This is a genomic window from Paenibacillus sp. FSL P2-0121 (genome assembly GCF_037975345.1).
Classification (GTDB): Bacteria; Bacillota; Bacilli; order Paenibacillales; family Paenibacillaceae; genus Paenibacillus_AQ; species Paenibacillus_AQ odorifer.
This window is the reverse complement of sequence record NZ_CP150245.1, coordinates 2237155-2259923: the sequence shown is the minus strand read 5'-3', so window position 1 is coordinate 2259923 and position 22769 is coordinate 2237155. Positions and strand designations below refer to the sequence as shown.

At 42.7% G+C, this 22769-nt stretch carries 19 protein-coding genes; 8 read left to right on the top strand and 11 right to left on the bottom strand.

Annotated features, from left to right (window positions below; all coding sequences use genetic code 11):
- Positions 1-50 precede the first annotated feature (50 nt).
- A complete protein-coding gene (locus MKY54_RS09820) occupies positions 51-932 on the top strand; it encodes an AraC family transcriptional regulator (RefSeq protein ID WP_076179655.1) in 882 nt (293 codons plus the stop codon).
- A gap of 6 nt (positions 933-938) precedes the next feature.
- Here MKY54_RS09820 and MKY54_RS09815 read toward each other — a convergent pair whose 3' ends face one another.
- Together MKY54_RS09815 and MKY54_RS09810 are read right to left on the bottom strand one after the other, a co-directional pair.
- Positions 939-2393, bottom strand: a complete 1455-nt coding sequence (locus MKY54_RS09815; RefSeq protein ID WP_339190319.1) for a glycoside hydrolase family 28 protein — start codon at positions 2391-2393, stop codon at positions 939-941.
- A 19-nt stretch (positions 2394-2412) separates the two neighbouring features.
- Positions 2413-3978 carry a glycoside hydrolase family 43 protein gene (locus MKY54_RS09810; RefSeq protein ID WP_076191126.1) on the bottom strand — a complete coding sequence of 522 codons (1566 nt, stop codon included), beginning with the start codon at positions 3976-3978 and terminating at the stop codon, positions 2413-2415.
- Positions 3979-4216: 238 nt separating this feature from the next.
- On the opposite strand from MKY54_RS09810, the gene MKY54_RS09805 reads away from it, so the two are divergent.
- The 5 genes from MKY54_RS09805 (at position 4217) to MKY54_RS09785 (ending at position 11238) form a co-directional block, all read left to right on the top strand.
- The gene (locus MKY54_RS09805; protein WP_339190318.1) at positions 4217-6424 is read left to right on the top strand and encodes a helix-turn-helix domain-containing protein; all 2208 of its coding nucleotides are present in this window, start codon (positions 4217-4219) and stop codon (positions 6422-6424) included.
- 321 nt (positions 6425-6745) lie between these two features.
- Complete coding sequence (locus tag MKY54_RS09800) at positions 6746-7726, top strand: ABC transporter permease subunit (RefSeq protein WP_051491306.1); 981 nt, start codon at positions 6746-6748, stop codon at positions 7724-7726.
- A gap of 12 nt (positions 7727-7738) precedes the next feature.
- The gene (locus MKY54_RS09795; RefSeq protein ID WP_076191122.1) at positions 7739-8623 is read left to right on the top strand and encodes a carbohydrate ABC transporter permease; all 885 of its coding nucleotides are present in this window, start codon (positions 7739-7741) and stop codon (positions 8621-8623) included.
- A 141-nt stretch (positions 8624-8764) separates the two neighbouring features.
- A complete protein-coding gene (locus MKY54_RS09790) occupies positions 8765-10297 on the top strand; it encodes a DUF3502 domain-containing protein (protein ID WP_076184258.1) in 1533 nt (510 codons plus the stop codon).
- A gap of 389 nt (positions 10298-10686) precedes the next feature.
- Positions 10687-11238 (top strand): glutathione peroxidase, encoded by a 552-nt coding sequence (locus MKY54_RS09785; RefSeq protein WP_076124855.1) that lies wholly within the window; start codon positions 10687-10689, stop codon positions 11236-11238.
- Between the two features lie 714 nt (positions 11239-11952).
- Here MKY54_RS09785 and MKY54_RS09780 read toward each other — a convergent pair.
- Entirely contained in the window at positions 11953-12678 is a 726-nt protein-coding gene (locus MKY54_RS09780) for an HAD hydrolase-like protein (RefSeq protein WP_076184256.1), read from the bottom strand.
- A gap of 193 nt (positions 12679-12871) precedes the next feature.
- On the opposite strand from MKY54_RS09780, the gene MKY54_RS09775 reads away from it, so the two are divergent.
- Positions 12872-14035: an ABC transporter permease gene (locus tag MKY54_RS09775; protein ID WP_076124849.1), complete on the top strand. Its 1164-nt coding sequence runs from the start codon at positions 12872-12874 to the stop codon at positions 14033-14035.
- 96 nt (positions 14036-14131) lie between these two features.
- A complete protein-coding gene (locus MKY54_RS09770; RefSeq protein ID WP_036684013.1) occupies positions 14132-14641 on the top strand; it encodes a PadR family transcriptional regulator in 510 nt (169 codons plus the stop codon).
- Positions 14642-14745: 104 nt separating this feature from the next.
- On the opposite strand, the gene MKY54_RS09765 is transcribed toward MKY54_RS09770, so the two are convergent.
- The 8 genes from MKY54_RS09765 to MKY54_RS09730 form a co-directional block, all read right to left on the bottom strand.
- Positions 14746-15003, bottom strand: coding sequence for an AbrB/MazE/SpoVT family DNA-binding domain-containing protein (locus MKY54_RS09765; protein ID WP_036684015.1), 258 nt, complete (start codon positions 15001-15003; stop codon positions 14746-14748).
- A gap of 604 nt (positions 15004-15607) precedes the next feature.
- Positions 15608-17128: a S8 family serine peptidase gene (locus tag MKY54_RS09760; RefSeq protein WP_081387797.1), complete on the bottom strand. Its 1521-nt coding sequence runs from the start codon at positions 17126-17128 to the stop codon at positions 15608-15610.
- Between the two features lie 93 nt (positions 17129-17221).
- Entirely contained in the window at positions 17222-17857 is a 636-nt protein-coding gene (locus tag MKY54_RS09755) for a DUF6033 family protein (RefSeq protein ID WP_076184254.1), read from the bottom strand.
- Position 17858: 1 nt separating this feature from the next.
- Positions 17859-18143, bottom strand: coding sequence for a hypothetical protein (locus MKY54_RS09750; protein WP_036684022.1), 285 nt, complete (start codon positions 18141-18143; stop codon positions 17859-17861).
- Between the two features lie 16 nt (positions 18144-18159).
- A complete protein-coding gene (locus tag MKY54_RS09745) occupies positions 18160-19266 on the bottom strand; it encodes a TIGR04066 family peptide maturation system protein (RefSeq protein ID WP_339190314.1) in 1107 nt (368 codons plus the stop codon).
- Between the two features lie 14 nt (positions 19267-19280).
- Positions 19281-20738: a Cys-rich peptide radical SAM maturase CcpM gene (ccpM, locus tag MKY54_RS09740; protein WP_217904434.1), complete on the bottom strand. Its 1458-nt coding sequence runs from the start codon at positions 20736-20738 to the stop codon at positions 19281-19283.
- Between the two features lie 40 nt (positions 20739-20778).
- Entirely contained in the window at positions 20779-20958 is a 180-nt protein-coding gene (locus MKY54_RS09735; RefSeq protein WP_036684027.1) for a CLI_3235 family bacteriocin precursor, read from the bottom strand.
- Positions 20959-21035: 77 nt separating this feature from the next.
- A complete protein-coding gene (locus MKY54_RS09730; protein ID WP_076179649.1) occupies positions 21036-22763 on the bottom strand; it encodes an ABC transporter ATP-binding protein in 1728 nt (575 codons plus the stop codon).
- Between the last annotated feature and the right edge of the window lie 6 nt (positions 22764-22769).

The window sequence follows — 22769 nt, the reverse complement described above, 5'->3', positions numbered from 1 at the left end:
TGAGTTTATTCTATAATAACCGTAACGCTTCGTAAGAGAAGAGGAGAATTATGACTAGCCTGACTAGCCCCAATCACAAATATCATATTGAAGAAGACCGCTACAGCATCCAGCATATGAAACGTAAAGGCATCACTGCTATGCCACGTCCCCACAGCCATGACTTAGCCGAGCTGTACTATCTGATACAAGGGGAGCGGGTATACTTTGTGGACGACCGAGTCATTACGGTTCATAAGGGTGAGCTTATTCTTATCTCCGGCCGGGAGCTTCATTCCACAGCAAGCTCGGAAGTAGCCGAGTTCGAGCGGATTCTGATCAACTATGATCCTGCTCTTCTACCGCCATCCCTGCAGAATGAAGCCATCTGGTTTCATGACCGCGGGTACCGCTTGTTCAAGCTGACCCTGCGCGAGCAGGACGAAGCGGAAATCCTAATGAACCGGATGCTGGAAGAATGCCGGTTGCAGCGCCCGTATTACGAAACCAGCGTAATCGCTTTATTCTCCGAGCTGATGATTCTCCTCCAGCGTTCAGAGAGTATCTCACAAGCTGGAGGGACGAAACATCCGCTCCATCATCTAGTAACGGATGTAGCCACCTATATCCGTGATCACTACCGTGAGGCCCTTACTCTGGAAGAGACTGCGAGTAATTTTTACATTAGTCCTTCATACTTGAGCCGGGTATTTCACCGATTGACGGGTTTTCACTTTCGGGAATACATCGTTCATGTCCGCGTAAGGGAAGCCGAACGGCTGCTTGTCGGATCTACAGGCAAAATCCAGGAGATCGCCTCCGCTGTCGGATTTGAACATCTTTCCCATTTCAATAAAACATTCAAAAAATCAACCGGTCTGACCCCGCTCCAATACCGAAAAGAAGCAAGGTCACACCCACGGAAGTTCAAGACGGATTTCCATCATCCATAGAATTTTTTATCTATCTGTAATCGTCAAATCTTCGGAATGAGTGAGCGTGACGTGGCTGCATCTATGCGCTGTTATCTTCGGCATTTGCGAAGTCTGCAACCGGATACGATCCAACGTGAGCCCCGTGGCATGCCGCAGCACAATTCCCCGATCACTCACTGCGTGGAATTTTTCGATGGTTAGATCAGCAAGCGGCATCTCCGGCAGCCCGTTAACCAGTAGAGCGGTTGCCGCACCATGGCACACAATATTCTTCAGGGTAATCTTCCGAAATTGCGGAGTTTCCTCTGTAACCGAAAATAACTGCTCGTCATACCCTTCCGATCCTTCAACCCCTGCATAGAACATATGAAAGGATACAGCCTCGTGGATGATGCCGGTCATGTTGATATTCTCCATTACAATATCCTCCACCACACCGCCTCTTCCCCGGGTGCTTTTGAACCGCAGGCCGATGTCCGTGCCGATGAACAGGCAGTCACTAACTCGAACTGCATGTACACCTCCGGACATCTCGCTGCCGATCACAACGCCTCCATGTCCGTGATATACCGTGCAATTCCGGATGGTAATATACTGGCAGGGCATTCCCCACTTACGGCCTTCCTCATCCTTGCCTGACTTGAGACAGATGGCGTCATCACCCACATCAAAGCTGCTGTACTCAACTAGAGCATGCGTGCAGGATTCCAAATCAAGGCCATCCCCGTTCTGCGAATACCAAGGATTACGTACCTGAACATTTCGTACGGTAATCTGCTCGCAGCCAATGGGATGAAGACACCAAGCAGGTGAATTCTGGAAGGTCGGCCCTTCCAGCAGCACCCGCCGGCAATTGCGCAGGCTAAGCAACGTCGGACGAAGATACGTACGAGCAGGCAGATAAGCCTCCATACTAGTTTCTCCCTTGTCCCACAGCTTCCGGCAGAAGTCCTCACCTTCCATGGCTTCCCGGGAAGGCCACCATACTTCGCCCTGCGGATCAAGCACTCCTCCAGATTCGATCAAACGCTCCCATTGCTTCTCGGTCATCTTAAACCGCTTCACTGGGCGCCAGCCTTCGCCACTGCCGTCGAATATTCCCTCACCGGTTATTGCCACATCGCTTAAACCTTCTCCATCGAGCGGAGCCTGACAGCGCCAGCCGGCATTCCCCTCATAATGGGAAGAAAGTAACGGATACAAGGTATGATCAGGGTCAAACTGCACCAACGCTCCCTTGTCTACATACAGATTAATTCGACTACGTAAAGTAAGGGGTCCTGTACGCCAGATGCCAGCGGGAATAACAACTTTTCCGCCTCCCGCCGCAGTGCAGGCATCCAGTGCAGCCTGAATAGCAGAGGTACATAGCGTTAATCCCCCCTCTTCTGCCCCATAATCCGTGATTGCAAAAGTCCGTTCGGGAATCTGGGGAAGCTCGGGAATCGGATACGTGTTAGTTACAAGATTGCTGCTCATTGAATTTCACCTCCTCCTATTATTCAAGTCCTTCATAGCTAAACCAGTCGAAATCGGCATAGCTTTCGCTCTTTGCGCCTTGAGAGCTTGTGTACATCCCGAGGTATGCTCCTGTGAATCCTCCGGCCAGATCGGTGCTGAGCACTCTGCCATCCGTCCGTTCACAGAAGGCTGTCCACTTGGCGGCTTCAGAAGCTCTGTAATAGAAGCTATACTCTTGTCCTCTGGCTTCCACCTTAAGCTGTACCTGATCCTGTAGATAGGGCACTGACGCCAGCAGCTGCTCGCTGCCACCCATCCGATGAATCAGCTGTAATACACGTTCGCCTGCCTCTAGCCCCAGTTCATAACGGAAGTGGTGATCCGCATTTTGGAGGAGAACAAGACCAGCTACTTCCCCTTCTGCAGCGGGACTAAACGTCATGTCAGTCGCCGCTCTGAAGCTCAAATGCTGCTGGCGTCTACCGATATAAGATGGATTGGCAATCTCCGAGAGCCGTTCTGGCTTCAGGCGAAGCCGCAGAACTCCAGACTTGTCGGTAAGACTCCAGAATTCACCCCGCGGTGTCCGCAGGAAATTCCAGATCGGTGCCAGCTCATTACCTATAAACTCATCGCGCGCAGGCAATTCCGGCCATTTTGTCTCTGGCAAATCCGGAGCCTCCGTCTCAAATTCCAGCACTCCTTTGCCCGGATTGACCACAGGCCATTCATTCTCCCAGATTACCGGTGTCAGGAAGGTTTCACGTCCCAGATTGCGGTAATAACCACCGCTGGTTCGTGAAGCCAAGCAGAACATCCACCAGTCACCATGCTGAGTCTCCACTAGCTCTCCATGACCCACATTAACAATAGGATACGCTCTGCCAAGATGGCGATGCGTCAGAATCGGATTGGCTTTATGGCCCTCATAAGGACCGGTCACACTCTTGCTTCTGGCAATCGTAATCGCATGAGTATGCCCGGTTCCGCCCTCGGCAATCAGCACGTAATACCAAGCGCCGATCTTATAAATATGCGGTCCCTCTTGCGCATGAGCTACCTTGAGTGCGCCTTGCCAAATACTCTGCTTCGGGCCGATTAGCTTCCCTTGGCTGAGATCAATCTCCTGCAGCCAGATATCCATATGCTTCGGATAAGCCTGCCCTTCCGGCGGAACACGGTTGCCGGTATAATACACCTTGCCGTCTTCATCGAAGAACAAAGAGGAGTCAATACCGGGTGCATCCTCCAGCCATACAGGGTCAGACCAGTCTCCGGCCGGATCGGTTGTTGTTACATAAAAATTATGCTGGTTCTTGTCATTGTCAATAAAAGTGGTAATCATATAGAAAACTCCCTCATGATAGCGGAGCGTCGGTGCCCAAATGCCCATGGAGGGAATCGAGTGATCCAGATTGAGCTGGGACGGGCGGTCCAGTACATGGCCAAGCTGGCGCCAATTGACCAGATCCTTGCTGTGGAAGATAGGAACGCCTGGGAAAAATTCAAAGCTTGAAGTCACAAGATAATAATCTTCACCAACACGGATAGCGGAAGGGTCAGGATAAAATCCCGGCAGCACTGGATTGCGGAATGTTCTCATTAAAAGTAATCCTCCTCAAAACAATTCAAATGTAAGCACCACCAATTATAGTTCGTATAAGTTTAACTTTCTTGTATTTTCTATGTTCTATTTCTTCATTTTTATACTTTCATGCTATATTGCCCATATTTCACTCCTTGTCAGCGAATAGCCTTTCCCTCTAGAATGGGTGTAATAGGATTTACCTGAAGGGGTGAGCAGCTTGGGAAAAAGAAAGAAATTGTACTCCCGCTTTTTTATGAGCCTAACCGCGATTTCAGTTTGCTGTATTCTAGTACTGGCTGTAGTGATCTTTTATTGGTACCGGAATATTACGATAGATAATGTCAACAAGGCGAACCAAAATGTACTGGTGAATACTGAAACCGTTTTTACAAACTATGAAGAGATCGTCCAGAACTACGCTATGGACTTCTATAGGAATCCAAACATCAACGCGCTCATGATGAATGGCGATACCAGCTGGAGCGACCAGTTGTACAGTGCCTTAAGCCAAATCCGCGGAGCATTGGTTGTGAACCAATATATGGAGAACGCCTACATCATGGGAGTGGATGAGCCTGTTGCCATGTTCGAAAACCTTCCGCTAAGCCCTGAATCCAAGCTGGAGCTATTCTCGAGAATGCGGGATAACATCATTGTTGAATCACCGTTTCTGTGGGAGGCAACCTTGAATAACGGTACCCCCATTACCCTGCTCACCGTGTTTTATAATGACCGGGCGTTTGCGGATAGCGAATATAATGGTGCGGTAGCACTGACCGTCAATTTGGGAAAGCTGCAGAATAATCTGTTTACGCAAAAAGAAGGCGAAGCCACCCGTTACGCTGTGCTTGACGGAAAAGCATCTGTGCTCATGCACAGTGCATTATCTGACATCCCTCTGGAAGAGGGCATGTTAAAGCAGGTGGTGTCCTCCACCTCAGAAAGAGGCTCTTTTGTCTATAAGGGAGGTGAAGAGCCACAGCTGATTACCTATGTATATTCTGCAGCGGACAAGCTGTGGTTTGTGTCGGAGACTTCCTACAAGGATAGCATCCGTGATATCTCCAATGCCCGTAATCTGATGACTGGCCTGTGCTTGGCCTTGATTGCCGCCGCATCTATAACCGCCAACCTGATCTCGCGGCGGATGTATAAGCCAATCGGCCGGCTCTTCGGCAATATCGCTCATCTATCTGGCAATGAAGAAGCGCTGAAAACCGGTGGCGATTTCGATACCGTAAGCCAGGAGCTCGAACAGATTGGCGTTAAGCTGGAGCAGCTAAAAAAAGAAAGCGATGATAGCGCCTTGATGCGGTGGTTGCTTTCCCCGCAGAGAACACCAGAGAACAGCGGGACACCCCTGATGAGCATAGCCGCTTCTGGGGGAGCATATTGTGTATGCGTGCTGACCGCTCTGGAGCCCGAACAACCTGAAGACTCCGACTTCCGGCATACTTTTGAGGAAAACATACAACAGATTGAACATGCCTTCTGTGAACTTGCAGCCATTCAATCCTTCCGCCCGCATCAAGGCACTGCTGTACTTATTCTGAGCGAGCTTCACAGCGGCAGCTTCGGCGATTACGCTTTGTACCGCGGCAAATGGGAAGAAACCGCCGCTCAGCTACAGCTTTCCGGAGCCTGCTGCGCCTTCGGAATCAGCGGGCTGACGGATGATTTAAACCTACTGAGGGCTAAATACAATGAGGCTGCGGACAGTCTGCAATATATTAAATTTCATGTGCAGCAGAACATCATCTTTGCCGATGATACGATCCACCTGAACAGCAGCCCAATGCCCGACAGTGCCCTTGAACCGGTACTGCAAGCCGTTAAGCAGACGGAACTCTCGAACCATATTCCGCAGGCAGTGGAGAGATTGCTGGCAGTAGCCTGCAGTTACCGCGTCGAGCCTGCCACCATCGCTTTATCGAGACTGGTCTTTGAACTCAGTCGCACGGCTGAGCTTAATGCAGACGTCCAGCATTCCGGCTTTCTAGATAATTACCAGCATATCTGGCAGATCCAAAGCTATGACAAGCTATGGAATTGGATTGTAGACAGCTGTTATACCGCCCACGAGCGTATTGCCAGCATGAGCGCTGTACAGACCAAGAGCATTGCTGGTGAAGCCATTTGTTATATCAGAGATCATTATGATGACTCCAGGCTCTCCCTTAATGCCCTTGCTGACAAGCTATCGCTAAGTCCCGCTTATCTCAGTAGACTTATTGCCGACGAAGTAAACTGCAGCTTTCCCGATTTCGTTAACCTGCTGCGTCTGGAGCAGGCGCAGATGTTATTAGTCACTGAGCTTGACTTGGATATCCGGGAAATTGCCGAGAAAGTGGGCTACAACAGCAGCACCTATTTTACAACCCAGTTCAAAAAGCGTTATGGGGTTACACCTTCTAAATGGAGAATGAATCATATTCTACAGAAACAGAATCTTCCTGATTGACCCGCTAAAAGTAAGGAACAAAGGGGATGTCCCGGCAGCATTTTCATAGCCGGAGACATCCCCTTTTTGACTTTCAATGAATAACCCTCGCGCCGGCCTATACTATAAAATCCCCCTTTAAATCAGGCTTTTGAGCACCCTAAAAACAAAAAAGTTCTGTCTTTTTCGTTTTTTTAAGCTGCCCTTTTCCGCTTTTTTTAACTTTTTTCCGTTTATTATGATAGCGTTTACATTCCGGGTGGATTTATGATTTTCATGTAAAGCGTTCTCCTAAAACAAGGGACGGAAATGACAACGCTAGTATAAAGGAGTGGACTGTTAATGATGCAAGAGGCTACATCGGAGACACAAGGAATGCCAAGTCCGGGAATCAGGACGGCCAAAGCCAAGAGCTTCCGTAAATCCCTAAGGAAGGACAGCTCGCTTTATTTGCTCGCTCTTCCGGGAATCGTCATTCTAATTCTTTTTGCTTATCTGCCGATGAGTGGTCTGATTCTCGTCTTTAAAAATTACAACTTCAACGACGGAATCTTCGGCAGCCCGTGGGCCGGCTTCTCTAATTTCGAGTTTTTCTTCTCTAGTATGGAAGATTCTCTTAGGGCTACACGCAACACGGTGATGTTAAATGCGCTGTATATGCTAACCGGCACGTTTTTTTCAGTGGCCATCGCCATTATTCTAAATGAGCTGCGCAGCAAATGGTTTATCAAAATCACGCAGAGCGTCATGTTTTTCCCGTATTTTATTTCCTGGATTATTATCGGAGCCATTCTGTTCTCCCTGCTGGATTACGACAAAGGCATTATGAACCAGTTGCTCCAGACATTCGGCTTCTCCCAGGTTGACTGGTATTCCAGCCCTTGGCTGTTCGTAATCATTCTCGTGCTAGCGAATATCTGGAAAAGCGCTGGTTACGGTGCCATCATCTATTATGCGGTGCTGCAAGGCATCGACACTTCCTATTATGAAGCTGCAAGAATCGATGGTGCCTCCAGATGGCAGATTATCACCAAAATTACGGTGCCCATGCTGATTCCGTCGATCATTCTGATGACGCTGCTGGGCATCGGGGGCATGCTGAAAGGCGATCTCAGTATGATTATGGGGGTAACGTTCCTGAATCCGTTGCTTCTGCCGACTACCGACATTATCGATGTGTATGTATACCGCACAGCCATCCGTTCCGGAGAATTCGGCTTTGCTTCAGCCATCACGCTCTATCAATCCGTCTTTGGTTTCATTCTGGTGCTGGTGGCCAACAAATTAGCCGGCTGGTATGACAAAGACAGCAAACTATTTTAGGAGACTGATAAGATGCAAACTACCGAAAACAAAGGCCTGCTCATTTTCTTTTACATCTGTATTGCCGTATTTTCAGTAATCTGTCTAGCGCCGTTTATTCTGGCAGTATCCGGCTCATTATCTACCGAATCCAGAATCGCCGCGGAAGGCTATTCGTTCTGGCCCAGAGGCTTTACCTTTGAAACCTACGAATTCCTGTTTGGCTCGAAGGCACAGCAGATTCTGCGGGCGTATTCCATGTCGGTGATCGTTACGGTGCTGGGTACCATATCGGCCGTATTGGTGACCACCGCTTACGCTTATGTCATTTCCGTTAAAAGCTTCCGGCTCAAAAATTTCTTCGCCTTCTTCGCCTATTTTACAATGCTGTTCAGCGGAGGAACGCTGCCATGGTATCTGCTTAGCACCAAATATTATCATTTGGGCGATACGCTCATCGGCCTGTTCATCCCTTATGTGCTAAGCGTCTTTCTGATGTTTCTCATGGCTAACTATTTCCGCAGCATCCCGCATGAAATCGTGGAATCTGCGCAAATCGATGGTGCCGGACATCTGCGGATCTTCTTCAGCATTATGATTCCGCTGGGCCGCGTCGGACTGGTCACCATTTCGCTCTTTTACGCACTGCAATTCTGGAATGACTTCTATTTACCACTAATGCTGGTATCCGATCAGGATCTCTATACGATCCAATATTTGATGTACAACATGATGGCGAACATTCAGTTCCTGGCTTCCGGCAATGCTGCTCAAGTTGGTGGAGCTATCATCGCACCGCCACTGGAGACAGCCAAAATGGCAATGACCTGTCTGACCGTTTTGCCAATCGCCATATTATATCCTTTTCTCCAGCGCTTTTTTGTCAAAGGCATTATCGTAGGTTCAGTCAAAGGCTAATTTCCAGCAAGGATGTCATATTATGTTCGGTTGCACCGGGTTTATGCTCCCCTACTTCTTGATGTACAATGGGACTTAAGGGAGCACGGCCTTTGCAATAGATGCCTCAAACATTATGATTCTATTTCAGGAGGGTTCATCATGAAAAAGAAAAAAGGTTGGTTAAGTTTGCTCCTCGCTGCGGTGTTCTTGGTAAGTGGCTGTGCTCAGGGCAACAATGAAAGCGCTCCCCCTAGTTCTGGGACTGGAAATGAAGGTACCTCTTCCTCTACGGATAGCGGTAGTAAAGACGGCAGCGCCTTGGCTCCTGCCAAATTGAAAATTGTGCTGTACGGGGATGAGTCCAACCGGATGAAGGAACTAGCGAAGACATCGTTCTACGACACTATTAAGAAAGAAATCAATGCTGAGGTTGAATTTCAGTTTCTTCCTTGGACCGAATATGGCGGCGGTAAAACTGATTTAATGCTGTCTACGGGAGAAGACTTCGCAACTTATACAGATGCCAATTACATGGTAAAGTCTGTGGCAAAGGGGCTTTATGCCGACCTCACTCCGTATGCCGATGCAGCCGCTGATTTGAGTAAAAATGTGGACGAGGCCTCCTTCAAAGCCTTTCAGCTGGAAGGCAAGCAGTATGCGATCCCCGTCGGCAACAAACCGAATTCTGCGGAATTCTACAGTGCGCTAGTTAGACAGGATTTGCTTGAAGAAGCCGGCATGACACAGGTCACTTCACTGGGAGAACTAGAGCAGTTCTATGATAAGGTCCATGCCATTCATCCCGAACTGATCGGGTACGCTAACACCGATGCACGCAGACTCCTACAATATGATTACACGGACAAAAACCTCTATTGGCAAAATGATTTTATTGCCCTGGATGAGTCTGTGAAGGATGATCAAATTATTAGCTGGTTTGAAACCGAAGAGTTCAAGAGTTATGCGAACCTTATGCACGGCTGGTATGAAAAAGGAATCATTCCGAAATATGCCGCCACTAATGTTCCACAGCTGCAGTCTGACTGGAACTCTGGTAAAGCGATGTTCTGGGCCGGCACAGCAGCACGTCCATTCGAAGGTGCAGCAACCATCTCACAAGCAGTGCCTGATGCCAAACTGGTCAACTATTTCCTCGGCAGCGGTCGTCCAAAAATCAGCCGCGGCACTTACAGCACCGCCTTTTTTGTCTCCACCGCAGCTAAAGACCCTGAACGTTATATTATGTTCTTCAATCTGCTGCAAAAAAACCAGGAGCTGTACGACTTGTTCGCCTACGGGATAGAAGGAACAGACTATACGCTGGATGAAAACGGGCGTTTGACCAAAATAACCACTGATTCGCTGATCCCCGACTGGCTGCTGATGAACAAAAACTTCATGCGTTTCGACAACACGGTACCGGATGAGTTTATTGCAGAATATAAAGCTTGGGACGATGGAGCCATCATTTCCAAAGGTGCCGGCTTCAACTTTGACAATACACCCGTCAAGAATGAAGAAACGAAGCTGAACGGCGTATTCACTGAATACCTCGCTCCGATCGGCAGTGGCTTCAGTGATTATGACACCGCCTTTCCCAAAGCGCTAGACAGACTAAAAGCAGCGGGAATAGACAAATATATCGCTGAATACCAAAAACAATTTTCCGAATGGTACGCTAAGCAGCAGTAAGCACCGCCGCGGCAATTATCATACAGCTCAAGAAGCGTGTCTCCATTAAGGAGCACGCTTCTTTTGGCCTTCGAACACCGTAGTGAAAGCGGTATAATGGCCAACCTTGAATCAATACGACGCGAACAGGATAATTCAATCAAAATGATTACGTTTGGGGAATTTTCGTTGCTGATACTCTTAGAATTATTTTCAAAGTAACTTGAAGGATAAGAGGGAAACTGCTCATTGGTTAAAAGCGCAAAAATAAAAATTTAAGCGGCATTTTATACTGGAGATATACTCGTTATAGGTTAATACTATAAATATTATTCCTATTATATATTAGACCAATAAATGCCTATAGCGCTATTATGTGATTTATAATAATAACGTGGAGGGATGGTCTGATGTCTATTTATGATTTTATAGCAAAGTCAATTCATGGTGAGCCTGTTGAATTGTCCATTTATCGTGGAAAAGTTCTGCTTATTCTGAACACTGCCAGTAGGTGCAGCTATTCTCGCCAATTACCTGATCTTCAAAAACTTTACGAAATTCACCATGAGCAAGGGTTTGAAATACTTGGTTTTCCTTGTAACCAATTCAACGAGAAGGAGCCAGAAAGCAACTCGGAAGTACATAAATATTGTGAGAGCAACTTTGGAGTTAAGTTTCCGTTATTTGAAAAAGTTGAGGTTAGGGGTCCCTCTGCCCATCCTTTATTTCAATATCTAACACAGCAAGCACCATTTCAAGGATTCGATACTGAGACATCAGGCGGTAAATGGATGCAGGATTTTCTGCAGGAAAAGTATCCGGACATATATGCCGGAGATGGGGTTAAGTGGAATTTTTCAAAGTTTTTAATCGATAGAAACGGTCATGTATACGGTAGATACGAAACAACGACTGAACCCTTTGACATAGAGCCATTTATTGAATCACTTCTTTTAAAGTAAATGAATCCGATTGGTAATTTAACCAACAGAGAACGATAGTTTAACATAAAGGGTTTACATATTAGGCATGCAAAACATATAGAACCCTTTATGTTATTTAAATATCTTTTCTTACTTTGATTAAATAATATAAAGTCAGAATAAATTGTATTAATAAGATAAAATATAAGCCAATAACCAGTAATACATAAAGAATTGCCTGTCCTCCCCCCCATATGATTAGTTAAGCCAACCTGTAAGGAAAAAAAAGAGCATTGTGGTACCCACACAGATAAGGAGTAATAGTTCCAATTTTTTTCAAATAGATGTTTTATAAACCATAGATAACTTACAATGCACAACAAAAGAACAGCACTATAAAAAAACAAGGAATCATAATGAGTTACAAATAGGCTCCCTCCACCAATAGAAAAGACTATACCTATAACTAAAAACCACATCCCCACTCCAATCGCAGCACTTAAAGCAATAAAAAAGAAACTCATTATCATATTTATGCTCCCTTGGCCCACTTCTCGCTTCTCGGTTTCTACATTTTTCCTCTCCACTTTTTATCGGATTACTCCCTTTATTTATGTATATCTTTGACATTAGACTGACCGCTCCTGCACCTGCATTTGGAGTATTGAAAATAAAAAGGCACCCTTCTTCAAGGATGCCTTTTTTTGATCAAGCGCTTGCTTGTAAGCTAAGCAAACTCCCCATCGTAAGTTCTTATTCACTAATCGCTGCGTTATCGTATAAGTCAACCAATTCGTCGAAGGAGGTAATAATGACATCAGAGCCCTTCAGCTCATCCTGACGTCCGAAGCCTGCATAGGCGCAGCCGATTACGGTCTGGCCATTTCCTTTACCTGCCTGAACATCAGAAGAACGATCCCCAACCATCCAGGCACTGCTGATACCATGATTATCCAAAAGAATACGTAGCAGCTCGGTCTTAGTCGCAGTGCCTTGACCTCCCGCACTATACAAGCCTTCGAACAACGCCTTAAGCTCATGCACCACAACGATGCTGTGAATGTAATCCTCCAGCCCGTTGCTAGCCACAAACAGCTTCACTCCGCGCTCTTTAAGCGCTGTCAGTGTCTCAACCACCTGTGGATACAGTAGTGTGCCTCCGGCTTCAAGCCCTTCAATCTCCAGCTGCAGGAGCAATTCATCCGCCCGGCGGTGCACGGCTTCATCTGCTTCAGGCATAACATTCTTCCAAATGTCTGCCAGCAACATCCCTAAGCAGCCTAGAATACGTTCTTCTGGTGGTGTAGGTCCTACGTATAGTCCCTCTTCCCGCAAAATATCGAACATTTTATGATATGCAGGCAATAAAAGACTTTCAGTCTGGAACAATGTTCCATCCATATCAAATACAATCGCTTCTGGCTTGTTCAGTTTCGCATGAACCACGTTTTGTTCCGTTCCATGTACTTCGTTACTCATCTGTTGTTCCTCCCCATTCTGTTCTGCTTCAGGTAAGACATTCATCTGTGCGATATTTCCAGTACAAGCCCTATGATATATGAAATCGCTTTGTAATGTCCATGCTCTTAACTTTTTCTGTTGCAGTTTATATTTCGTTATGCTATATTTCAATCTGTAATATTACAACTTGAAATATAAAGGAGAAATAACCATGTCAAATCAATTAATCATGCGCTTCCTCAAGCAGCCTGCTACCATCATTGGAATTATAACTGCACTGTTGTTCCAAGTTTTTTTCAGCTTAATTTGGATTACAGGGTACGATCATGTAACGGATCGGGTAGATCAGCTGCCCATTGCTATTGTTAATGAGGATGGTACAAATGCCCAGCCTATAGTCGATGGGATTGCAGGATCACTTCAGTTCGTAACCAGACAGGATCTCCAACTAGAAAATGCAAAAGAAGCACTTGAGCATAGAGAAATCCGCATGATTATCAATATTCCCCAAGGGTTCACTGGACAGATCAGTAATCCATCTGCAAAGACTGAACTCCACTACTTCTTAAATGAATCTAATCCGCAGATGGTCAGCAATGTGATGCAGTCGGTAGCACTTAAAGTCACGGCTGCAATGAACACTCAAAGCAGTAATTCAGCACTAAGCCACACCTTGGATGCTATGAATCTGCCGCAGGCACAAGCGGAGATCATCAAAAGTGCTGCAAGCAGCCGCATTTCCGCCAACGTCGAAATCATTAACCCTACAACTAATTTTGCACAAACTATGGTACCCTTAATGATCGTTACCGCCTCATTTACCGGTGCTATGTTACTCGCGATGAATCTCCATAAAGCTTCCTCCAACTTGTCTGGACAATTCAGTAAATGGAATCGCTTTGCAGCCCGATTTGTCATAATGGGTGGAACGGCTGTGCTTATCTCACTAGTGGGAACTATCATGGTTAACTCACTCGGTATCCACTCTAATCGTGGCTTTCTGCTTATGTGGCTGTTCGAGTTCACGGTAATTCTCTCCTGTATGATCCTTGCTCAGTTTAGTCTGCTGCTCCTCGGGGATGCTGGCGGCTGGCTAAATATTGCGCTTCTCTCCATGCAAATGTTAGCGTCCGGAGCAACTATTCCACGCGATGTGCTTTCACCTTTTTATAACTGGATCGGTCCCTTTTCGCCCGCTTACTATGCAGTTAATGGTATGCTCGACCTGGTTATCGGGGGTAACGGGGTATGGAAGGATATGTTCTATTTACTCTGTATTGGGGCAACAATTGCTGTATTAAGCGTACTTGTCACTTTCCTCCGTAAAGAAACTCGGATCTCACGAGAACAAGAGCCCGTGCCAGTAAATGCGTAATTATACAGTTTGCCACTCCGGCTATGCCATTTCAAATTGAGAGCGATATGCAGTTGTGATATGGTAGGAAGTGAAAGAAAGGAGCGGCAATGATTTATGAACATACAAGATGTTATTCTGGGGATTTTAAGCGAAAAACCTCATTCTGGTTACGAGATAAAACGACATTTCGAGGAATACTTCTCATTTTTCTTCGATGCCAGCTATGGCACGATCTATCCTACCCTAAGCAAGATGGAAAAGCTGAATCTGATCACTAAAGAATCTGTGCGACAGGAAGGCAAACCCGACAAAAATGTATTCACCATTACCTCTGCCGGCTTGGATCAGTTCCACGCTTATCTACAATCACCAGCCGAAAAAGATGTTCTGCGTTCTGACTTTTTTATGCACCTGTATTTTGGGGAAAAGACGGACAAAGAGAACATAGATAATCTGCTTCGGCAAGCATTGATAGAAAAGCAGGCAATGTACGACGATCTGGAACAGAAGTTGAACCAGCTAGATTACAAGTTATCTTCCTACCAGAAGTTGTGCATGGAGCTAGGCCTCGTACAATATGATGCTTTTATCAAAAAAATCCAAAGTGTGCTAGAGTCTAAATAAAACCCGCTTTCGAAAGTACACCATAAAAAAAGAACCAGTATTACATGCACATCTTGTGCTTGTAATACCGGTTCTTTTTTTTGAAATCATATGTGGTATATGGATTATGCTCTATCAAAGCTTGCAATAAGTTCATCAAGAACATCTTTGCTTACCATTTTACCTTTGAAATTGATCAGGTTTTCTGAGCTTCCGGAGAAGATACAAGTTGGCTCATATTTTCTAAGGATAATCTTTTCAGCGTCTACAAAAATCTCGAGCGGGTCTTTTATGTCGATTCCCATTGTTCTACGCAGTTCAATAGGAATTACGATACGTCCCAATTCATCCACTTTTCTTACTATGCCTGTTGCTTTCATCATCGTACATCCTCCCTTGAAGTCACATTTATAATCATTCTTGCTAAAAGCTATGTACGCTTCTATATGATAGTAATGATTACGCTACTACCTAATTCTAAAGTTCTATTCATTTCCTGTCAATTATTTTTCTACATTATATGATATTATTCGACAAAATTTCGACAATGTATGATATCTGTTGAGCACCAAGATTTGAAGCCATGTCAGAACACAAAAAAATAGGGGCTTCTCTGGAATGTCGAAATTCACCCAGAATGTAACCCTACTTGATGACAATTCTACCCTAAAATACCTTCGTTAATCTATTTGTAAATCTTGTCACTCCGCTTATCCGCAATCACAGTAAGTAGGAAATTGTCGAAAACTAGCAAGAACGCTACTCCGTCATTTACCCAGATGTTTAGTAAGTCAAACTTAAATAGGATCTATCATTGGAATAATAAATTCGCTATGAGTAGTGTGTGTATCGAATCCTCATGTAAATACAAGGCTGATGATATCACTGTAGTGTAAATACGATGAATCCGGAAGTCGACTAACGAGGGGCTAGCAAAGAAGTTATTAATGGAGAGTATTCTAAGTGTTTGATGATTTTTGTCCCCCATTAAGAGAGTAAATAAATTATAGAATTATATAGTTCTCTGATAAAGGTTTCATCAATCTGTTTAATATTGATAATACGTTCCTGGCATAAGCCATTTACAGCAAAAGTTGCTTGAAAGTAACCGTTTAATGGTTCAATGTCTATTTCAATATCCGTTTCTATTTTATCCGAAATATCATAGCCATATAAGACATATATCGCGATATCGTAAGATTTCTTATTCAGAATTAAGGAAAAATAGGAAGATGTCTGCGCTGAGTTTGTCTCAGGAACATAGTCTATTCCGTATAAAACTCCGATAGGGTGATTCGATGCAAAATAACTGTTATAGTTATTATTTTTAAATTGCCCTTTTAACCAGAGAATAACTTCAAAGTCAGTGTCAGCAGGGATGTAAATAGAAACCATTGGCTCTTCGATCAGCAACGGGGTGCTGTTAAGTGTGTAAATGTTGTGTATTTTGAATAAGCTATGCCATAACTTAATGTTAGTACACTGATTGTTAACTATCTTGTTCATATCTTTTCCTTGGTAATTGTCAATAAACACTACATTTTTATTGTATTTCGAAGCAATCCACTGTAATTCAACATAAGCATCAGGGTAAAGATCTCTGCTGATCACAACGAGAGTCTCAATATTTTCATTGTAAGCCAATAGGGCTGCATCAACAGCATCATAAACCGACTCAGCGGGAACGACAATTTCACCGTGTATGTTAACGCAAAGATTCAGATTGTCCAATTTGCATTTTCCGTTCACATAGCATACTAATATATCACTTATCCAATCAGGGTCAGCATAGCAAATAAACAAGTGTTTATCGTCCCTATAGTTATTTGCCATTTTCGACAACATGAGTTTTATTTGCTGCAAGTTAGTTAGGTGAGATTTACCAATGAGTTCACATACTTTGGCTGTAATCATGGGCGCGGCAAAGCTGTTCGAGTTGCTGCACTCTTTACCATTCAAATGATGTCTAGCAAAAGCCGTAAATTCTATACCGTCGATGATATTATCATTGAGATAAAACTCCCCTTCGTGCAGCGTGTTGCTTACCTCTCTCTTAACGCCTATAACGTTTGAAAAAGAAGCTGGATATGTAATATAATTATGATTACTTGCGGCACTTACAATAACTAAGCCTTGACCAGCAACCTTGTTTATAACTCTCTGCGTTTCTAATAAATCCGCTGAGCAATGGCTTCCCAAGCTGATATTTACAACTTGGATATCATTTTGAACGCACCATTCTAGTGCACTATACAACTTCTGGATATTTCCCCTTAAGGTAGAAGACAATATCTTCAAGCTATACATATAGATTTCCGGATAATAGTGCTTAATTATGCCTGCGCAGATGGTGCCGTGAGTTATTCTTTCGGGACTGTCTATTGTATAAGCGTCTATTGTGAAATCTTCATTGAAGATCAACTGTTGAACAACCGGTTCACCTAGCAAATATTCGTTGATACCATCATCAATCACGGCAATTTTCACTTTAGCTTCGATGTTCATCATCTCCTTTTACAGATCGACAAAAATAAAACCGCCTCATTGGTCACAAATCCATTGACCCAGGCGGTAGTCATGATTAAAAAAGTGATTAATCATTTAATTAAACAGGTTCTTTTTCCGCAGCATCGAATCCAGACTAGCTTGTAGCACACTATTTAAATACATGCTATCTTCTTCACCATTATTGGAGTTGTCAATAAATAACCCGAATTGTGATAGGCTAGAGCTGCTACTTAATTTACTCAACGAGTCTAACTGCTCCGCCTTTTTCTTTTTATCTGCCTCTACTTCTTTATTAATCTTCTCCCGCTCGGCAGGTGTTAAATAATCACCAATCACCCAAAAAGTAGCTGTTCCATCCGGATGTATAATGACGCCACTGGCATCACCGGGTTTATCATTAGCGCTGGAATCAAAATGATCCTGAATAATTGCTTCTACCCTTTTTTGCATTTGTGGATCTGTTGCCGACTGATTCAGTATATTTGGAGCAATGGTTACATTCCCTTTGCCAACACTACCAGAGTATACACTTTTCACTGCTTCATTGTTCTTTGGTATGGCTTGAACGTTGATTTTAATGTCGAATTTTTTTTCCAATTCCATCAAAACCGCTTCCGAACTCGATGTCGATAGCGCGTCTTGAAATGAAATCTCTGAACTCTTATTTTTCTGGATTACCATTGCAGCCCCCGCACGATTCAGGCTACTGAGTGAAGCTACATTCAACAACTTAAACCAACTCCCTTATTCTTTTTTCCTGTAGAATGCGGCAAACTGTATTATTAATTCGATCTAGGCTGTTGAAGCATCCATTTAATATATCGGTTTCCGGAATTTGTATTTTTAGTTTTTCCTCAATATGTACAAATAGAACCAACAAATCCCGTGGTGAGAACTGCATCGCCTCGCCCAATAAATCTTCATAGAAGTAGTTTTCATTAAGCTTGATCTTGTCCATTCCCATTACGTCGAATAATATTTCGTTTATCTGTTCACGCACTTGATCCAGATCCATAAATATCACCCTTCTTTTATACGATTTGCATATTTTCCTGTAACAATAGAGCTTCACAGCATTCTGCTAATTTCAAAGTGTCTGTCCCATTTAACGAATTAAACAGAGGAACCACTGACTCTAGCGATATTTTTGCAATTTTTTCATCAACCAACTTAGAATCAACCGTAAAAAACTTCAATTCTTTATCCTGTTTGCTTCTGCCCGTATCAAATTTATGATTTGACATATTAAAACAATCAATATCAAAACCTAATTTATGCTTTGTTGACACACATATCTTATCGAGAAACTCTCCATTAAAATCATCATAGGTCAAGTTCATAATACCGACATCCGGATGGATTGCACTAGCCGCCTCGAATGCAGTAATACCAAATCTATTGGTAAACAGATTATTATATACCATTGTCCCGCCTGGAATTCCGATAATCATTACATCAGGTCGTTCGTTCAATTCAATATATTTACAGAAGTGATTAAAAAGAAATATTTTATCTATCTCCGCTTCTTTATGATTAAACATAAAATCAGGAAAAGAATGAAATCCCATAATCTCACAATAAGATTTTGTCCCAATTTGACTTACTTTGTACCCTTCTTTCAAGAAATAATCCCTTAGGCTAAGCTGAACATCAAATTTATTGGATTTTTCCATAAGACTCGCCACGCAGATTATCGGAACATTAATATCCAGCAGTATTTTCTCAACGAGTTCTACTTTCGTTCTGTCAATGTCAATTCCAAAAAAACTTGTGAGTTCCACATTATTTTTCAGGCATACCTTCTTTACCATTTCAACTTCATGATCAGCACATCTGTTAAGCAGAACAATATCTTTTCCCATCTCTGCGGCGTTGATAATTGTCGGGAACACCACTTTTTCAAAACTGCATTCAAATTCACAAATCATTAACACATCAAATTCATCATCTGAAAAAGAATCTTTAACTTTTATACCCACATCCTCACCATAATAGCTGTACGCTGCATCTTTTTCATTCAGTCCAAAACCTAAAGGTGCCATTAATGAAACAAGCTCATAGTTGCCCAGTAAATTGGAGAATCTGACGACCGGACCGAAATCTGCATGATATGGATAAACAATTGCTCTTTTTTTCACCATTGTCTCCCCCATTACACTTTTTCTTTATCAAAGTCGTAGCCTAACTCTCTTAGTACGCAATAATCTTTAAACAAACTCTCAGTGTTTTCTTTAACTTTATTGCAGATACTTAATTTTTTGGCAGCAGAAAACTCACTGATATCATCGGCGGCCATTGCACAAGAAGTGCAATATCTAAAGGCCCAGCACTCTTTGCATTCTTTCTCCGTTATTGTTCCAATGTTTAGTATGTTCCGGATATTATCCAATTCAAAGCCTGTATCTATATGCCCAATCCTCATTACACTAGATGCTTCACTAACTCTTTCACAGGGATACAGAGCACCGTCAGCATTCACAAACAATCGTTGTACTCCTGGAACACACGGTCCGGAATGATGGTCTTTTTTTACATCATAGAAAGAGATTCTAAGCCTGTTATGGACATTCTCCTGGATTTGATCAAAGCTTTCCATCACCAGCTTGGATACATCATTTTTCTTAAGCCTATCAAATTTATAAAGAAATAATTTGAAAACTTCGTAATTATACATCTTGATAAAACTGTCATTGATTAAGGACTCACTTTTTTTGTAGCTACTTGCTATATCACTTGCCATAACAGCAAAGTCTTTTACGGTCTCATAGTTTGAAAAAAAGTTTGTGGAACAGCTAAAATCTGAATTTGGATCAATTACTGCATTGAACATCACTTTATCAACATAGTCTGGCGTTTTGTTTTTGATATTTTCAATATTATCCATAATAGTCTGAAAACTACCTTTATTATTTACCGCAAAAACTCGGTTTCTATCATGCGCGACTTCATCGCCGTCCAGGCTGATCGTTAAATTAAAATCATTAGAAGATAAGAACTCTAAGGTTTCGTCGGTAATTAAAGTTGCATTTGTAGTAAGGTTAAACGTTAGTTCTTTGCCCGCACTTTGTTCTCTGGCATAAGCAACACAAGCTTTTATTAAGTCCATTTCCAGTAAGGGCTCTCCTCCATAAAATCCAATATTAATAATTGGAGAATCAACGGAGTGCTCAATCAAAAACTTAATTGCTTTCAAAGCAACCTCTTTTTTCATTCTCTTATTGGTATGTACTCTGTGTAAGTAGCTCCCTGAATACGCGCAATAGCTGCATCTTAAATTACAGTTTTGCGTGACCTGCAAAGTTATCGAGCCAACGCTTCTGCTTAAATTGTGCTGCAAAGAGTCGCTCATGGGATGAATCATCTCAAAATCCTGTTTCTCCGCCAAAAAACCGGAATCAAATAAGTTTTGAATCTCCGGTTCCACTTGTTCAAAGTTTGAATTTCTATAGTTCAACAAAGCCTGATAAGATCTTTCATTTAATTTAAGAAATGTATTTGCATTCGCATCGAACATATATTTTCCCGTTACCGTTTCAAATAAATGAAATACTGGCACCTGAACTCCCCCCACTCTAAAAGTGAAGCAGGACAGCTTTTTTAATAAAGCCATTTAGCCATCCTGCTCTTAGCTATACTTAAGATTGCACTTACTACCCGATTCCAATAGCAGTCATCTTCATGGAGTTACCAGTATAGGTTACTTGTTTCATGGCTGCTTTGTTTGATCCGCTGGCATTGCATGTACATGCATAACAAGGACATGCACTGCAAGCTGCATATGCCTCCAACGTTTCATAATTTGCATTTGTTCTTTTTACAAGTTGTTTCATATGCCTATTCCTCCTTTCAAATCGTATTTATCTAAATATCAATATTTGATATTTAAATCACTCGAAGGGTAAACCCATTAAACGAATTGATGCTGTTGAGTGATGAGCCGATACCTTTCATTTGTATAGGACAACTCCTCATGAAGTCCAATATCGGATACCCGACCTTTTTCTAAAAAGATTACTCTATCCACATGCTTCAGAATTTCCGGCCTATGACTGACTATAATCACTGTATTGTTACTGAGTACTGTATCTAATAGATGGTTAATTGCTTGTTCAGAGTGAAGATCAAGGTTGGAGGTCGCTTCATCAAAAATCACCATGGGCCTGCTTTTTACTAATGCTCTGGCTATCGCGATTTTTTGTTTTTGCCCACCGGACAACTTGTTCCCATTAGAACCTACGACATAATTCTTAAACTGGCTTGTATTCTTCTCTAATAATTGGGTAGCCTCAATAGCCTGTCTATACTGCTCCTCATGGGTTTCACTGTAAAGTTTTATGTTATTTTCGATGGTTGTGTCAAAAAGATATACCTCTTGACTAACGGTCGAAATTAATTCCCGATATTCATTCAAATTAATAGCCTTAATATCCACTCCATCGAATAAAATTCGTCCTGCAAGTGGTTCGTAAAACCTCTGGATTAAATTTAGGATTGTAGACTTCCCCGAACCATTCATTCCTACAATGGCCACTTTCTCATGGCTGCCAATCGTGAAATTCACATTTGACAAGATCAGTTCAGTATCATAAGCAAAGCTTACATTTTCAAACTGAATGCTCCCAAAAGGATTGAGTCGCTTCATACCAATGTTGTCGGATTCTACATCACAAGCTTCGATTTCTTCCTCGAGCAACGAATAATACCTTCGGGCAGAAGGCATTATTCCCGACAATAAGTATCCAATATTCAACATCGATGAGATAGGAGTGGTTACATAAGCGCTGTAGGTAATAAAAGCAAATATGCTTCCTACCGAAAGCTTTGAATCTAATATCATCGTCGATCCAGAAGCATATATAAGAAGAACTAGTCCTCCAATTAGAAATCTCTCCACAGTAATCCGCCAATTGTCCAATAAACTGATTCCCATATGGGAGGTTATTACTTGATTCTGCTTGTCCGCAAATTCTTTTTCTTTGAAAACGAATAAATTAAAAAGCCTTGTCTCCTTCACACCGTTCAAACTATCCTCAAACCAATGCGAATATTCTCCATCTTTCGTGATGTATTTTTCCGCAAGCATCTTTCTTTTTTTAGCAAACGATTTCAAAATAAAATATTCTATAGGGATTAAAATAAGCACAATGAGTGTAAGTTCCCAACTTATGATAAAAAGTCCAATAACTCCTCCTACCAAACTAAAACACTGACTAACAATAAAAAGCATGCTACCATCCGTTATTTGCGAAATATTCGATATATCGGTACTAACGCGATTTAAAATTTCACTGCAGTTTTTATCAGTGAAATATTTCACTTTCACTTTCATAAGTAGATCAAATGCAGCTTTATGCAAGGAGTAGATAATATTTGAAGCTATTTTTATTCTTTGTTTTTCTTTGAGCAAATCTAAAAAGCTACTAGACATTGACAAAAGAAAAATGTAGATTGCCGTTAAAATAATGGTTCTAACATCTGATTTCATAAATCCTTCATCAATAATGATTTTGTTGAACATCGGCAAAATGGAACTAATCAAAGTAGAAAATATTAAGAGCAGAAAAATAAAACATAAATTCTTTTTATGCGGTTTGAATAATCTGATAAGTTTTTTAAGGGTATTCTTATCATTCATAGAATA

Excerpts from the sequence above, each read along its gene's own strand:
- MKY54_RS09780 (WP_076184256.1), bottom strand. The coding sequence starts at position 12,678 with ATGAGTAACGAAGTACATGGAACGGAACAAAACGTGGTTCATGCGAAA.
- MKY54_RS09800 (WP_051491306.1), top strand. The coding sequence starts at position 6,746 with ATGATGCAAGAGGCTACATCGGAGACACAAGGAATGCCAAGTCCGGGA.
- MKY54_RS09820 (WP_076179655.1), top strand. The coding sequence starts at position 51 with ATGACTAGCCTGACTAGCCCCAATCACAAATATCATATTGAAGAAGAC.
- MKY54_RS09785 (WP_076124855.1), top strand. The coding sequence starts at position 10,687 with ATGTCTATTTATGATTTTATAGCAAAGTCAATTCATGGTGAGCCTGTT.
- MKY54_RS09790 (WP_076184258.1), top strand. The coding sequence starts at position 8,765 with ATGAAAAAGAAAAAAGGTTGGTTAAGTTTGCTCCTCGCTGCGGTGTTC.
- MKY54_RS09805 (WP_339190318.1), top strand. The coding sequence starts at position 4,217 with ATGAGCCTAACCGCGATTTCAGTTTGCTGTATTCTAGTACTGGCTGTA.
- MKY54_RS09760 (WP_081387797.1), bottom strand. The coding sequence starts at position 17,128 with ATGATGAACATCGAAGCTAAAGTGAAAATTGCCGTGATTGATGATGGT.
- MKY54_RS09795 (WP_076191122.1), top strand. The coding sequence starts at position 7,739 with ATGCAAACTACCGAAAACAAAGGCCTGCTCATTTTCTTTTACATCTGT.
- MKY54_RS09735 (WP_036684027.1), bottom strand. The coding sequence starts at position 20,958 with ATGAAACAACTTGTAAAAAGAACAAATGCAAATTATGAAACGTTGGAG.
- MKY54_RS09810 (WP_076191126.1), bottom strand. The coding sequence starts at position 3,978 with ATGAGAACATTCCGCAATCCAGTGCTGCCGGGATTTTATCCTGACCCT.
- MKY54_RS09815 (WP_339190319.1), bottom strand. The coding sequence starts at position 2,393 with ATGAGCAGCAATCTTGTAACTAACACGTATCCGATTCCCGAGCTTCCC.
- MKY54_RS09750 (WP_036684022.1), bottom strand. The coding sequence starts at position 18,143 with ATGGATCTGGATCAAGTGCGTGAACAGATAAACGAAATATTATTCGAC.
- ccpM (WP_217904434.1), bottom strand. The coding sequence starts at position 20,738 with ATGGCTTTATTAAAAAAGCTGTCCTGCTTCACTTTTAGAGTGGGGGGA.
- MKY54_RS09770 (WP_036684013.1), top strand. The coding sequence starts at position 14,132 with ATGAACATACAAGATGTTATTCTGGGGATTTTAAGCGAAAAACCTCAT.
- MKY54_RS09765 (WP_036684015.1), bottom strand. The coding sequence starts at position 15,003 with ATGATGAAAGCAACAGGCATAGTAAGAAAAGTGGATGAATTGGGACGT.
- MKY54_RS09730 (WP_076179649.1), bottom strand. The coding sequence starts at position 22,763 with ATGAATGATAAGAATACCCTTAAAAAACTTATCAGATTATTCAAACCG.
- MKY54_RS09775 (WP_076124849.1), top strand. The coding sequence starts at position 12,872 with ATGTCAAATCAATTAATCATGCGCTTCCTCAAGCAGCCTGCTACCATC.